A 12992-nucleotide genomic window follows, 5' to 3' on the forward strand; every position below is an offset into this window, starting at 1 on the left:
AGACAGTAAAAGACGTCAAATAGACAATGGAGAATTTGAATACTAGCTACCCTAGGGTTTCTTTGCCTTTTTTTCCGCTCAGTAAATTTCTTAACGTTTATAATTTAGGTTAATCGCATTCAAAAGCGGCTGAATCGTAGCGTTTAGAATAGAAAACGCCAATATTTTGAAGTACATATAAATAACTAGCCAACCATGGGGCTTCTTTTGCCTTTTTTTTCATTTGGTAAATTTCTTAAATATTTATGGCTTAGGTTAGTTACAAATTAAGAGCAATATTCACGGAAAGGGTGTCATTCCAGTGCTTGACACTGGAATGACACCCTTTTGGATGGAAACCAGTGTCGGCTACTTGGATGACACCCTATGGTTGTTGAGACTGCGTTTACACACTCCACCATGTCATTCCAGCGCGTGACACACAGCTGTACGAACCATACGCGTCAAGTTAAGAAAATAAAGGTATGAAGAAGATAGGATAAGAAGGTATAAGTTCTCTCGGATATATTTTAGTGAGAGAACTAATGATGAATAAAATAACTTGCTTATCAAATTACCTAAACAAATTTTTCAATGAAAGAGCAAATGAAGTATCAATTGAAACAGGATTTATAAAAAGGAAGAGAAAATTGAGTGGTTCATCATTCATAAAAGCTATAATTTTGGGTAATATAGGAGTTGCAAACTGCAGCATAGATACAATGTGCCAATTATTAAACGAAGCATCTGTAATAATAACAAAACAGAGTCTAGATTTGAGGTTTACTGAAGAGGCAGTGGAATTTATGAAAAGGATGTATAATGAATCTATGGCTTTATTTAAAAATACCCTGCAAATTGATTGTAGAATCTTGCAGCAATTTAAAAGCGTTAAGTTATTGGATAGTAGCTATATTAGCCTGCCTAACAGTATGGAGAATATGTATAAAGGATATGGTACCAGCTACAGCGGCTATGAAAGTAATACCAAGTCCGGGATAAAGTTGCAATTAGTTTTCGACTACTTAAATCAGACATTTGATCAATTAAATATAACGGAGGGAATAAGGTCAGATCAAGGGTATAGGAAACATTTGAGTAATATATCAAGTAACGATTTGCTAATATCTGATCTTGGTTATTTTGTGCCAAGTTCTTTTAAACAGATTAAGGAAATAGGAGCTTATTTTATTAGTCGTTATAAATCTGATACCAATATATATGATATAGAAACAAATCAAAAAATGGAGTTACTGGAATGTTTAGAACGTGAATTCTGGATTAAAGGAGAATAGAAAAGGCAAGAAAACAGGGTAAACTCAGCAGTGATAAAAAAATAGATGAGGTTACCCATGGAAGATATAACAAAACTGTTTTGTTTGGTCGATGATTTTTGCAGAGATATAGAGAAAAATTTTGCAGATAAACTACTGCCAAATGGTAAAAACCCCACAAGAACAACGGAAATTGAGCACTCCGAAATCATGACAATAATCCTGCTATATCAACAATCTCCGTGTAAAACTTTCTATCTACATTACCTAACGTTGCTCTACAAATCAGAGTTTCCAAAGTTACCTTCATATACCAGGTTTGTTGCTCTAAAGCCTAGGGTTTTGTGGCATTTAGCAATGTTGTTGCATTGGCTTTGTGGACAGTCAGAAAACACTGGAATTTCATATATAGACACAACTCCCATTGCAGTTTGTCATGCAAAAAGAATATCCAAAAACAAAGTTTTTGCTGGAATTGCAAAATTAAGCAAGAGCACTTACGGCTGGTTTTTTGGTTTCAAATTACATATGGTAATCAATGAAAATGTTGAAATTCATGCACTTACGCTAACAAAAGGCAATGTTGATGATAGGATACCTGTGCCAAATCTGACGGAAAAATTAATCGGTCTTTTGTTTGGTGACAAAGGTTATATTGCAAAAGAGCTTTTTCAGAAGCTGTTTGACCGAGGTTTGAAACTTGTTACCAAGGTGAAAAAAGGTATGAAAAATACATTGATTTCGCTAAATGAGAAGATTTTACTGAGAAAAAGGTCTATCATTGAGACTGTTTTTGGTTACCTAAAAAATAGACTAGAAATTGAACACACTCGCCATAGATCCCCTGTTAATTTTTTGGTTCATATCTTTTCTACTCTCATTTCCTATTCCATCAAATCCACAAAGCCTTCTATTTCCTATACTTTCTTCCTTCCTTAATCCAGAATTCGCGTTTAAAAGACAAATATAGAAAAACAAGAATATCAACTTTGAGTGCACTAAATTTGCTCATTTTTCCTTAACTTGACGCGTATGGCTGTACGAACATTGCAATATGGCACATAGTAAATGATGTCATTCAAGTAGCTGACATCGAAATCCAGTAAGCTTATTTATGCATATAAAAGGTTATTATTTTGTAAAGGCAAAGTTGCTTTTGGTTTTAAGTTAAAGTACAATAAATGCAAAGGCTCATATGATGAATTAAACTGGATCCAAGTAGTCAGCTACTCAGATGACATCAGAGAGATGGTAACCGAAGTTCATGCGATACACGCTACCAAAGTGTTTAAATAATTAATTAGGTTAAGGTTTGGTATTCAAACAGTCATACATATGCTAGTCAAAATAGGTACCAGAGGAAGCAAGCTTGCAGTTGCCCAGGCTTTGGAAGCAAAACAAAAGTTGCTGGACTCTTTTCCTAACTTATCTATTGAAATTGTTAAGATAAAAACTTCTGGAGATAAGTACGCAAACGCAAATCTTGCTGAAATAGGAGGTAAAGGATTATTCATTAAAGAAATTGAGGCTGAATTGCTCGAAAATAATATAGATATGGGAGTTCATTCGCTAAAGGATGTGCCTGCGTTTTTCTCAGGGGGTTTAACAATTCCTTGTGTTTTAGAAAGGCTAAGTCCATGCGATGCGTTTATTTCTCATAAACACAATAGCCTTGAGTCTTTGCCACAGCAGGCTACTATTGCCACTTCTTCAATAAGAAGAAAAGTTCAGTTGTTAAATGTTAGACCAGATCTAAATATAATATCGCTACGTGGAAATGTAACAACTAGATTGCAAAATCAAAGTTTTGATGGAATAATTCTAGCTGAAGCAGGACTCATAAGATTAGAAAAGAATCACTTAATTACAGAGGTATTGCCACCAAAAGTTATGTTAAGTGCAGTGGGACAGGGAGCGATTTGTATTCAATGTAGAAGGAATGATGTAAAAATTATCGATCTTGTAGAGAAAATTAATAATAATATGTCTTTTATAAGAGTGAAATCAGAGCGCAGTTTTATGAAGACAGTGAATGGTTCATGTTTTACACCACTTGCAGCTTTGGCTGAATATGTGAACGAAAATATGCTACACCTTTGTTGTATGTTAGCAAGTGGAAAAAATATATACTTCACTGAGCGCACTTCATTTATAGAAGATGCGGAGAAAATGGGTATGGATGCAGGACTAGAGTTGAAATCAAAATGCTTATAAGCTTACCTAAAGTACGTGGAATCTATCGTTATGACATCTTAATGTCTAAAGCGACGTGGTTAAACGTCGGTGGACGAGCTGATGTGTTATTTAAACCATGTGATATTGAAGATTTAACATACTTGATTAAAAATACTGAACTGCCAGTTAGCGTTATTGGTGCAACATCCAACATAATAGTACGAGATAGTGGCATTCGAGGAATAACAGTAAAATTAGGTAAGGAGTTTGCATATATTAAAAGTAAGGGTAACAACTCCATTGTTGCAGGTGGTGCTGCGCTGCTCAGGAACCTTGCTTACTTTGCAGGAGAGCAACAAATTAGTGGACTCGAGTTTCTAGTTGGAATTCCAGGAACAGTTGGTGGCGGAATAGAAATGAATGCAGGTGCGTATGGTAGTGACATCGCAAGCGTTGTACAATCCATAAAAGCAGTGAATCTAGAGGATGGAAACCTATATGAGTTCTCCAGCGAAGAAATGGGGTATTTTTACCGTGGACATAGCCTAAAAGGAAATTGGATTTTTGTTGAAGCTGAGTTTAAAGGAGTAAACTCAAAGTATGAGCTTATATTGCAAGGGTTAAAAGAAATTGTTGAGAAAAAAAATAAAAGCCAGCCAATAAGAGGAAAAACTGCTGGGTGCATATTCAAAAATCCAAAAAACTACCGAGCATGGGAGTTAATTGATAAATCTGGCTGCCTAGGGTTAAATATTGGTGGAGCTAGCATCTCTAAGAAACATTGTAACTTCTTGCTCAATTACGATAATGCAACTGCATCTGACTTGGAAAACCTTGGCAACAGAGTAAAAGATGCAGTGAAGGATAAATTTAATGTTGAACTTGAGTGGGAAATAAGGGTTTTGGGTAGCTATTAGACAGTTTTTATAGCTTCTGTATATTCTAATCTTTCCTAATGACTCAGCATGATCGTAACCTTTCACACTTAATTAAACAGACTAAATTCTGTAATTTTGGGATGTTGAAAAATTTACCTTACGTTGTTATTCCAGTGCATAACGCTGAAATCCAGATTTATATAGCTAACCGAAATAAGGTTTCCTCAAAGGAGTGTAAAAAGGTATAATACTGCTTTAATTAAGGTAGAATGATGGCAAAGCCATATAGTGAGGACCTGAGGGAACGAGTTTTAAAAGTGGTTGACGAGAAAAAAATGACTATGGAAGAAGTAAGCAAGATGTTCAAAATTGATAGAAAAACTATATACTGGTGGAGGAAAAGAAGAGAAGAAACAGGAAGTATAAAACCGTCTTCAGGCTACCAAAAGGGACATAGTCATAAAATTAAATACTTAGATGGCTTTGTCAAATTTCTGGATGAAAACCGAGATATTACGGTTGAAAAAATAATTGAAAAATTTGGCAACATGTGCAAAGACACAGTCTACAATTATCTTAAAAAAGTAAACTATACATATAAAAAAAACTTTTCTTTATCAGGAAAGGAATGAAGAGAAACGCAAGGAGTTCATAAAAAAAATAGAAGGAATAGAAAAAGAAAACTTGATATTCATAGATGACTCTGGAGTAGAAGACAACAGATTTTATGAATATGGGTGGTCTCAAAAAGGCAAGAGGTTATTTGCCGATAAACCAGGGTTTAAAAGAAAGAGGGTAAGCATAATAGGAGCACTAAATGAGGGAAAATTAAAGCTTCCTGGGTAATTGAGGGCTACTGCAACAGCGAGATTTTTGATGCTTATGTAGAAAATATACTTGTTCCTATATTAAAACCTGGACAGACTATTGTTCTCGATAATGCAAGCTTTCATAAATCTGCAAGAACGAAAAATTTGATAGAAAATGTTGGGTGTAAAATTTTGTTCTTGCCGCCATACTCACCGGATTTAAATCCGATTGAGAAGTTCTGGTTTGCCATTAAGCATGCCATAAGAAAAGTGCTGCCAAGCTTTTGGCCCAATATTAATTCGGCTATTGATTTTGTCTTTCAGCTCTCGGGGAAATCTTACTTCTATTAGCTATAGATGAACCTGACGTTATATTTCGTGGTATAGTTCCAGCATATGCTGCCAATTGTCTGGCATCTCTAAGAGCCTGTCTTCAAACTCAAGAATGAGCTAATTTGTGAAGCATAATAGTGATCATATTAAAGAAGATGTTATTTTTTGAAGTGAGAGGAGAATGCTCATAATCCTTACTCATACGTCTAAAATTGGAGAGCCAAGCAAAGGTTCTCTCAACAATCCAACGTTTGGGAATAACCTGAAATCCTGTATCAACTATTTTCTTGGTAATCGTCAATAAACATCCAGTTTCCAATAAACGCGAATTCTGGATTAAGGAAGGAAGAAAGTATAGGAAATAGAAGGTTTTGTGGATTTGATGGAATAGGAAATGAGAGTAGAAAAGATATGAACCAAAAAATTAACAGGGGATCTATGGCGAGTGTGTTCAATTTCTAGTCTATTTTTTAGGTAACCAAAAACAGTCTCAATGATAGACCTTTTTCTCAGTAAAATCTTCTCATTTAACGAAATCAATGTATTTTTCATACCTTTTTTCACCTTGGTAACAAGTTTCAAACCTCGGTCAAACAGCTTCTGAAAAAGCTCTTTTGCAATATAACCTTTGTCACCAAACAAAAGACCGATTAATTTTTCCGTCAGATTTGGCACAGGTATCCTATCATCAACATTGCCTTTTGTTAGCGTAAGTGCATGAATTTCAACATTTTCATTGATTACCATATGTAATTTGAAACCAAAAAACCAGCCGTAAGTGCTCTTGCTTAATTTTGCAATTCCAGCAAAAACTTTGTTTTTGGATATTCTTTTTGCATGACAAACTGCAATGGGAGTTGTGTCTATATATGAAATTCCAGTGTTTTCTGACTGTCCACAAAGCCAATGCAACAACATTGCTAAATGCCACAAAACCCTAGGCTTTAGAGCAACAAACCTGGTATATGAAGGTAACTTTGGAAACTCTGATTTGTAGAGCAACGTTAGGTAATGTAGATAGAAAGTTTTACACGGAGATTGTTGATATAGCAGGATTATTGTCATGATTTCGGAGTGCTCAATTTCCGTTGTTCTTGTGGGGTTTTTACCATTTGGCAGTAGTTTATCTGCAAAATTTTTCTCTATATCTCTGCAAAAATCATCGACCAAACAAAACAGTTTTGTTATATCTTCCATGGGTAACCTCATCTATTTTTTTATCACTGCTGAGTTTACCCTGTTTTCTTGCCTTTTCTATTCTCCTTTAATCCAGAATTCACGTAATAAGCAGAGGTTTTGCAATTTACCTGTGTATCCTTGATCAGCAAAAAACTTATGTAATGTTGGAGCTTTGCATTTGGCTTGAACAAAAAGATTTAGTGCACCATCACGATCCTGAATGCTTGCACTTTGTACTTCAGCAGCAATTACAAGACCTACAGTATCTACAACGATGTGGCGCTTTCTACCCTTTACTTTCTTGCCAGCATCATATCCTCTGGATCCCCTTTTTGAGTAGTTTTTACTGATTGGCTATCTATTATTCCCACTGATGGAGTTTCATTCTTACCAATTATCTCTCTTACTTTTTTAACTAGAAAATCATGAATCTCTTGCCATATTCCACTTTTTTTCAATCGCTAATTACAACTATACACTGTTTTCCATGGTGGAAAATCTTTAGGCAGTTGTCTCCATTGACATCCTGTTCTCATCATATAGCGGATTGCGTTAATAATTGTTCTAATACTATGTTTTCTTGGTCTACCGGTCTTTTTAGGTTCAAAATATAGCTCTATTATCTTCCATTCTTTGTCACTTATATCGCTTGGGTACATTTAAAATATATCTTATAACACACTTCTTAACTCCTTTCTACTTAGTTTGAAGACAGGCTCTTAAAACTGTAATTTTTTTATTGTTACAGCTTCTCAGGAATTTTTCCGTAATACTTGGCATTCTCTCGTACACTTGAGCGTTTACCTCAACTGTAAAGTTATTTTTAGCTTCAAGACAACTGAGTGAATAAATAATACGATTAAACATTCCAAGATGACATGCACCATTTCCTTCTTGTAAACGCATTAGTAACATGCATTTTAGAAAATCTGTATCTAACTTTTGATCCTTAGCTGCAGTCAAAACTAAATTTGCAGCTTGCGTGAGAGTAAGGCTAGTTTTTGATTCTTGCCAAGTTGCCCGGCTGGAGCAACTAAAATTAAGATAAAGTTTTAATTGCTCTTTTTGTTGAGTTGTAAGCTCATCCGAATTATTTATGTAGTCTTCAAACTCTTTATTGAGTACATTTGGTTGAGCTCCAAATTTCTGTTTTAACTCTTGAGCGCATTGGAAAATACTATGTTCAAAACTACTCGTGTGAACGCTCTGACTGCCAGTGCCCACATCACTTACATTAAACAAAAAGCTTAGCTGCTTTACATTCAAACCTAAAGGTGAGAAGAGCTTTACTAACGGATACTTTATCAATTCAAGAAGTGCTACTGGAATTAATAATACAGCATTTATAAGTACAAGAAATATGTTAATACCTGATATCTTTCCGTCACTGTTCAGTAGCAGCCACTGATTAAGGGCAGATATTTTCGATGCACAGTACAAAAATGGTAATTGAATGCAATATATCAAATATATAGAGAAAAACAAAATTTTATCTTTCAACCCTATTGTTGGGTCATTATATACTTCAGAAAAAATACCATCACCACTATTTTCATTTTTGAAAGATTGATAGCTGCTTGTAATCTTTTCTGTAAAGATAGAACAGAGCTTATGCAGCCCGTAGCACGAAACGCCAATAGCTAGAAAAATTGCAAGTGTTCTAAAAACAGCTAACACCTCACTTGAAGTTTTGGCAAGAAGGAATGCATAAAGCGCATCAATAAAGATCTCAAGTAAGTAGTCAAATAAAATAATTGCTCCAATAGCAGAAACAAATAGTAAAATATACCCACAAACAACCAAAAATTTTTTTAACCCCGGATTTACAACTCCCTCTTAATAATCTATTAATATACTCTATATTCAGACATAAATTGAAAAAAATGCAAGTTTTTATAAAGATCGATTGAAATTTCTGAGCTTCAGTTATATCGTTAGTCTATTTAGATAAAAATTATTGTGTCAAATAAAATAGGTTTTTGGGCTATTTTTGCCTTAGTGATTAGTAGTCAAATTGGCTCTGGAATTTTTATGCTTCCAATTAGCCTTGCTCCATATGGCGCTTATAGCCTTATAAGCTGGGTGATATCAGGGCTTGGTGCTATATCTCTTGCTTTGGTTTTTGCCTTACTCTGCGCAAAATTTCCAGAAACGGGTGGCCCTCATGTCTATGTAAAGCATGCTTTTGGCCCTGCTGCAGCTTTCTTTGTTGGTTGGACGTATTGGGTGATTTCATGGGTTAGCACGACAGCAGTAATCGTTGCAAGTATTGGCTATCTTACTTCGCTTTTTCATGGAGATATTCAAAATATACGCTTATTTTTAGAAATACTATTATTTACGATCATTACACTAATAAATTTAAGAGGTGTCACTGCTGCTGGATGTGTTGAGCTTTTATTGATGACTGTCAAAATTACCGCACTGCTTGCTATACCAGTAACAGCGTTGTTTTTCTTTGATAGGAATAATTTTATCATAAGTGAGGAAATATCAACCCTCACGATGTCTCAAGTCCTTGCTCGCTCTACACTACTCACTCTATGGTGTTTTATTGGACTTGAATCAGCAACAGCACCTGCAGGATCAGTAAACGATCCAGCCAAGACTATACCAAGAGCCATAGTGCTTGGCACAATCTCTGTTGCAGTTATATATTTCATTAATAGCCTTGCAATCATGGGATTGATAAACGGCAATGATCTAGTTAATTCAAAAGCGCCGTATGTTGACGCAATAAAAATTATGTTTCCAGGTAATTGGCATTTGATCATTTCTATTGTTGCTTTTATTGTTTGTGTTGGCAGTTTAAATGCTTGGGTACTAGCTAGTGGACAAGTGGCCCTTGGCCTTGCAGAAGATAAACTGATGCCACAGTTCTTTGCTAAAAGAAACAAGCACGGTTCTCCTTTCTGGGGCATAACAATCAGCTCCGTTGGCACTTCAGTTCTACTAATTCTCACTTCAAGCAACAATTTTGCTAAACAGATCACATCAATTATCGACTTTTCTGTAGTTTCATTTTTATTTGTTTACCTTGCATGCAGTCTTGCTTTTCTCAAGGTTATTATAAAGGAGAAAAACTATTACAAATTTTTAATTGGCAGTATAGCAACAACCTTTTGCTGCTGGGTAATATTTGAAACTTCTGTGAATACCTTGCTGATCGCAAGCTTATTCACCGCAAGTGGCATACCCATTTATTTATTTTGGTACTGCAGAGCTCCTGCACAATAAAATAGAGTTTAACGACTTTTCTTATTTTCCACTTGTTCAACATTACCCTTCTCAAGTTTACTATCTACTTCTTTTGCGTGTTCATCATCTACACTAGTCTCATCTTTTATCTTACTGGAGTGACCTGCTTGCGATTTTTCATATGCTTCCATGTTGTCATATATAGGGTTACTGATGATTTCTATTTTTTCAGGTGTGAAAATCCTTGCTAAAAATCTCCCTATTATTGGTATTGATCTTAAGAAATCTCTTAGCTTTGAAGATTCTTGTCTTTTATTTAGGAACTGTTGGTCTATTTTAAGGTTTTTTACACCATATTTTTTATCATCAAAATTTATTGCAGGCTTTCTTTTTTTCGAAAGAACATTTTGAGCTTTTAATCCATTGGTTCTTTCAGGCTCTTGAGGTGTAGACATTGCAGGTTTAACCTTAGTTTTATTGTATTCTTTATTCATCTTTCACTTTATCATGTAATATTACTAATATTGCATAATAATAGCTAAATTACAATTAATTGCAAGGTGAAAATATTAAAACAATTGTAAATTTTGTCAGTAAAAATATAATAGAACTTTAAAGTTAGAGGTTCATCTATATGGGATACAAAATTGCTGTTATTGGAGCAACCGGAAGAGTAGGGCGTGAGGTATTAAGCACGCTTGCTGAGTTTCAAGATGAGGCAATAGATTCTGTAATTGCACTTGCATCGAAAAAATCAGAAGGGAAGAAGGTGAGTTTTGGTGACAAAGAGTTAACAGTTTTATGCCTTGAGGATTATGACTTCGTTGGAACTAATGTAGCCATTTTCTGTGCTGGATATCATGTTTCTGAAAAGTATGTACCAATTGCAACACAGGCTGGATGCATCGTGATAGATAACAGTTCCCATTTTAGAATGAAAGAAGGTGTGCCACTCATTATTCCGGAGATTAATAAAGAAAAAATTATGGAATATAAAAACCACAACATAATATCCAACCCAAACTGTACTACAATACAGATGCTGCTAGTACTACATCTATTACACCAGAAAGCAAAAATAAAGAGAATCGTTGCTTCAACTTATCAATCAACTTCTGGCGCAGGCAAAGCAGCAATGGATGAGCTCTATGACCAGACAAAAAAAATCTTCATGAATGAGACTAAAAAGCCCGAGATATTCCCCAAGCAAATAGCGTTTAATTGCATTCCCCATGTAGGGAAATTCATGGAGAATGGTTCTACAGAAGAGGAATGGAAAATGCAAGAGGAGACAAAAAAAATTTTAGAGGAAGATATAAAAGTTACTGCAACTTGTGTAAGAGTACCCGTCTTTATCGGTCACGCTATGGCAGTAAATGTAGAGTTTGATCAACATATCACTGAAGAACAAGCTCGTGAAGTGCTAAGTGAAGCCGAAGATAGTGGAGTTTTAGTGTACAACAGGCGTGAAGACGGTGAATACATCACTCAAATTGATGTTGTACAAGAGAATGCTGTATATGTATCGCGTATTAGAAGAGACAATACTGTTGAACACGGATTAAATATGTGGATAGTGGCTGATAACCTGCGCAAAGGCGCAGCATTAAATATAGTGCAGATTCTTGAGATTTTGATAAGAGAGCATTAAGTGCATATAGAGTGCACGTACGTTGTAATTCGGAGGAAATTTGTATACCACATGGCAGCGTGTGACGCAAAAACCATGAGAGCTACAAAAACTTCCTTGACATCCTCCGCCAACTCCCTTATCATGAAACTGAAGCTATTTATTTATCTTCTCTGTACAGATTAAATGACAAAAAAACTCAACGTGTCTGGCGTCTCATGTTTAATTTTTTGCACTATGTGCACTCTATGTCTTTATCAAATTTCTAGATTTTTACCTATACAAGCTGAAATACGCTTATAAAGCATTTAAAACATCAAAAAACGCCAACTTAAAAAATGGATAGTGAATAATTAGCTACCCTAGGGTTTCTTTTGCCTTTTTTTCTGTTTAGTAAATTTCTTAATGTTTATAATTTAGATTAGTTGCGGCTTAAAAGCAACTGAATCGCGGTTATTAAACGTTTAGAACGCGAATTCTGGATTAAGGAAGGAAGAAAGTATAGGAAATAGAAGGCTTTGTGGATTTGATGGAATAGGAAATGAGAGTAGAAAAGATATGAACCAAAAAATTAACAGGGGATCTATGGCGAGTGTGTTCAATTTCTAGTCTATTTTTTAGGTAACCAAAAACAGTCTCAATGATAGACCTTTTTCTCAGTAAAATCTTCTCATTTAGCGAAATCAATGTATTTTTCATACCTTTTTTCACCTTGGTAACAAGTTTCAAACCTCGGTCAAACAGCTTCTGAAAAAGCTCTTTTGCAATATAACCTTTGTCACCAAACAAAAGGCCGATTAATTTTTCCGTCAGATTTGGCACAGGTATCCTATCATCAACATTGCCTTTTGTTAGCGTAAGTGCATGAATTTCAACATTTTCATTGATTACCATATGTAATTTGAAACCAAAAAACCAGCCGTAAGTGCTCTTGCTTAATTTTGCAATTCCAGCAAAAACTTTGTTTTTGGATATTCTTTTTGCATGACAAACTGCAATGGGAGTTGTGTCTATATATGAAATTCCAGTGTTTTCTGACTGTCCACAAAGCCAATGCAACAACATTGCTAAATGCCACAAAACCCTAGGCTTTAGAGCAACAAACCTGGTATATGAAGGTAACTTTGGAAACTCTGATTTGTAGAGCAACGTTAGGTAATGTAGATAGAAAGTTTTACACGGAGATTGTTGATATAGCAGGATTATTGTCATGATTTCGGAGTGCTCAATTTCCGTTGTTCTTGTGGGGTTTTTACCATTTGGCAGTAGTTTATCTGCAAAATTTTTCTCTATATCTCTGCAAAAATCATCGACCAAACAAAACAGTTTTGTTATATCTTCCATGGGTAACCTCATCTATTTTTTTATCACTGCTGAGTTTACCCTGTTTTCTTGCCTTTTCTATTCTCCTTTAATCCAGAATTCACGTTATAAGAGATGAGGAAACTAATGAGCATGACTTACAATGCTTAAGCTTAAAGCATTAGATGCTTTTTACAAGATACAAGGCAGAAACTTATCAATAAGCCCCATCAAG

The 12992-nt window shown here is 35.1% G+C and carries 15 protein-coding genes and 2 pseudogenes; 8 read left to right on the top strand and 9 right to left on the bottom strand.

All coding sequences use genetic code 11. The features are described from left to right. Positions 1–527 precede the first annotated feature (527 nt). The 6 genes and pseudogenes from ACFELZ_RS02410 to ACFELZ_RS02435 all read left to right on the top strand — a co-directional run. A pseudogene (locus tag ACFELZ_RS02410) lies at positions 528–1271 on the top strand (IS4 family transposase); the annotation flags it as partial. A gap of 60 nt (positions 1272–1331) precedes the next feature. Then, on the top strand, positions 1332–2192 hold the full coding sequence (locus tag ACFELZ_RS02415; RefSeq protein ID WP_375315786.1) for an IS982 family transposase: 861 nt from the start codon (positions 1332–1334) through the stop codon (positions 2190–2192). Between the two features lie 396 nt (positions 2193–2588). After that, positions 2589–3467, top strand: a complete 879-nt coding sequence (gene hemC, locus ACFELZ_RS02420; RefSeq protein WP_375316428.1) for a hydroxymethylbilane synthase — start codon at positions 2589–2591, stop codon at positions 3465–3467. Continuing rightward, entirely contained in the window at positions 3458–4345 is an 888-nt protein-coding gene (gene murB, locus ACFELZ_RS02425) for a UDP-N-acetylmuramate dehydrogenase (protein WP_375316429.1), read from the top strand. Before hemC ends, murB begins: the two co-directional genes overlap by 10 nt. Before the next feature lie 230 nt (positions 4346–4575). Next, positions 4576–4938: a helix-turn-helix domain-containing protein gene (locus ACFELZ_RS02430; protein ID WP_375315839.1), complete on the top strand. Its 363-nt coding sequence runs from the start codon at positions 4576–4578 to the stop codon at positions 4936–4938. 52 nt (positions 4939–4990) lie between these two features. Beyond that, a pseudogene (locus tag ACFELZ_RS02435) lies at positions 4991–5466 on the top strand (IS630 family transposase). Here the strand turns inward: ACFELZ_RS02435 and ACFELZ_RS02440 are convergent. From ACFELZ_RS02440 to ACFELZ_RS02470, 7 genes are read right to left on the bottom strand one after another with little or no spacing between them, the layout of a single operon-like run. Then, on the bottom strand, positions 5420–5521 hold the full coding sequence (locus ACFELZ_RS02440) for a hypothetical protein (RefSeq protein ID WP_375316330.1): 102 nt from the start codon (positions 5519–5521) through the stop codon (positions 5420–5422). The pseudogene ACFELZ_RS02435 and the gene ACFELZ_RS02440 overlap by 47 nt on opposite strands. A gap of 33 nt (positions 5522–5554) precedes the next feature. Then, positions 5555–5767 (bottom strand): transposase, encoded by a 213-nt coding sequence (locus tag ACFELZ_RS02445; RefSeq protein WP_375316430.1) that lies wholly within the window; start codon positions 5765–5767, stop codon positions 5555–5557. Between the two features lie 17 nt (positions 5768–5784). After that, positions 5785–6645 (bottom strand): IS982 family transposase, encoded by an 861-nt coding sequence (locus ACFELZ_RS02450; protein ID WP_375315786.1) that lies wholly within the window; start codon positions 6643–6645, stop codon positions 5785–5787. 57 nt (positions 6646–6702) lie between these two features. Next, entirely contained in the window at positions 6703–6978 is a 276-nt protein-coding gene (locus tag ACFELZ_RS02455) for a transposase (protein ID WP_375316636.1), read from the bottom strand. Then, positions 6921–7085, bottom strand: a complete 165-nt coding sequence (locus ACFELZ_RS02460) for a hypothetical protein (protein WP_375315781.1) — start codon at positions 7083–7085, stop codon at positions 6921–6923. Before ACFELZ_RS02460 ends, ACFELZ_RS02455 begins: the two co-directional genes overlap by 58 nt. Positions 7086–7088: 3 nt before the next feature. After that, entirely contained in the window at positions 7089–7286 is a 198-nt protein-coding gene (locus ACFELZ_RS02465) for a transposase (protein WP_375315805.1), read from the bottom strand. A 37-nt stretch (positions 7287–7323) separates the two neighbouring features. Continuing rightward, positions 7324–8430, bottom strand: coding sequence for a hypothetical protein (locus ACFELZ_RS02470; protein WP_375316431.1), 1107 nt, complete (start codon positions 8428–8430; stop codon positions 7324–7326). 156 nt (positions 8431–8586) lie between these two features. Here ACFELZ_RS02470 and ACFELZ_RS02475 point away from each other — a divergent pair, with 156 nt between their 5' ends. Then, positions 8587–9864 (top strand): APC family permease, encoded by a 1278-nt coding sequence (locus ACFELZ_RS02475; protein WP_264328823.1) that lies wholly within the window; start codon positions 8587–8589, stop codon positions 9862–9864. An 8-nt stretch (positions 9865–9872) separates the two neighbouring features. On the opposite strand, the gene ACFELZ_RS02480 is transcribed toward ACFELZ_RS02475, so the two are convergent. Then, a complete protein-coding gene (locus ACFELZ_RS02480) occupies positions 9873–10319 on the bottom strand; it encodes a hypothetical protein (RefSeq protein WP_375316432.1) in 447 nt (148 codons plus the stop codon). Positions 10320–10459: 140 nt separating this feature from the next. Here ACFELZ_RS02480 and ACFELZ_RS02485 point away from each other — a divergent pair, with 140 nt between their 5' ends. Further along, positions 10460–11476, top strand: coding sequence for an aspartate-semialdehyde dehydrogenase (locus ACFELZ_RS02485; RefSeq protein WP_375316433.1), 1017 nt, complete (start codon positions 10460–10462; stop codon positions 11474–11476). A 462-nt stretch (positions 11477–11938) separates the two neighbouring features. On the opposite strand, the gene ACFELZ_RS02490 is transcribed toward ACFELZ_RS02485, so the two are convergent. After that, complete coding sequence (locus tag ACFELZ_RS02490; RefSeq protein WP_375315786.1) at positions 11939–12799, bottom strand: IS982 family transposase; 861 nt, start codon at positions 12797–12799, stop codon at positions 11939–11941. Positions 12800–12992: the final 193 nt, after the last annotated feature.

This window comes from Wolbachia endosymbiont (group A) of Colletes cunicularius (assembly GCF_964264715.1).
Taxonomy (GTDB): domain Bacteria; phylum Pseudomonadota; class Alphaproteobacteria; order Rickettsiales; family Anaplasmataceae; genus Wolbachia.

What these genes read in the sequence shown, in the direction of transcription:
- hemC (WP_375316428.1), top strand. Translation starts at nt 2,589, where the DNA reads ATGCTAGTCAAAATAGGTACCAGAGGAAGCAAGCTTGCAGTTGCCCAG.
- ACFELZ_RS02450 (WP_375315786.1), bottom strand. Translation starts at nt 6,645, where the DNA reads ATGGAAGATATAACAAAACTGTTTTGTTTGGTCGATGATTTTTGCAGA.
- ACFELZ_RS02430 (WP_375315839.1), top strand. Translation starts at nt 4,576, where the DNA reads ATGATGGCAAAGCCATATAGTGAGGACCTGAGGGAACGAGTTTTAAAA.
- ACFELZ_RS02480 (WP_375316432.1), bottom strand. Translation starts at nt 10,319, where the DNA reads ATGAATAAAGAATACAATAAAACTAAGGTTAAACCTGCAATGTCTACA.
- murB (WP_375316429.1), top strand. Translation starts at nt 3,458, where the DNA reads ATGCTTATAAGCTTACCTAAAGTACGTGGAATCTATCGTTATGACATC.
- ACFELZ_RS02415 (WP_375315786.1), top strand. Translation starts at nt 1,332, where the DNA reads ATGGAAGATATAACAAAACTGTTTTGTTTGGTCGATGATTTTTGCAGA.
- ACFELZ_RS02485 (WP_375316433.1), top strand. Translation starts at nt 10,460, where the DNA reads ATGGGATACAAAATTGCTGTTATTGGAGCAACCGGAAGAGTAGGGCGT.
- ACFELZ_RS02465 (WP_375315805.1), bottom strand. Translation starts at nt 7,286, where the DNA reads ATGTACCCAAGCGATATAAGTGACAAAGAATGGAAGATAATAGAGCTA.
- ACFELZ_RS02490 (WP_375315786.1), bottom strand. Translation starts at nt 12,799, where the DNA reads ATGGAAGATATAACAAAACTGTTTTGTTTGGTCGATGATTTTTGCAGA.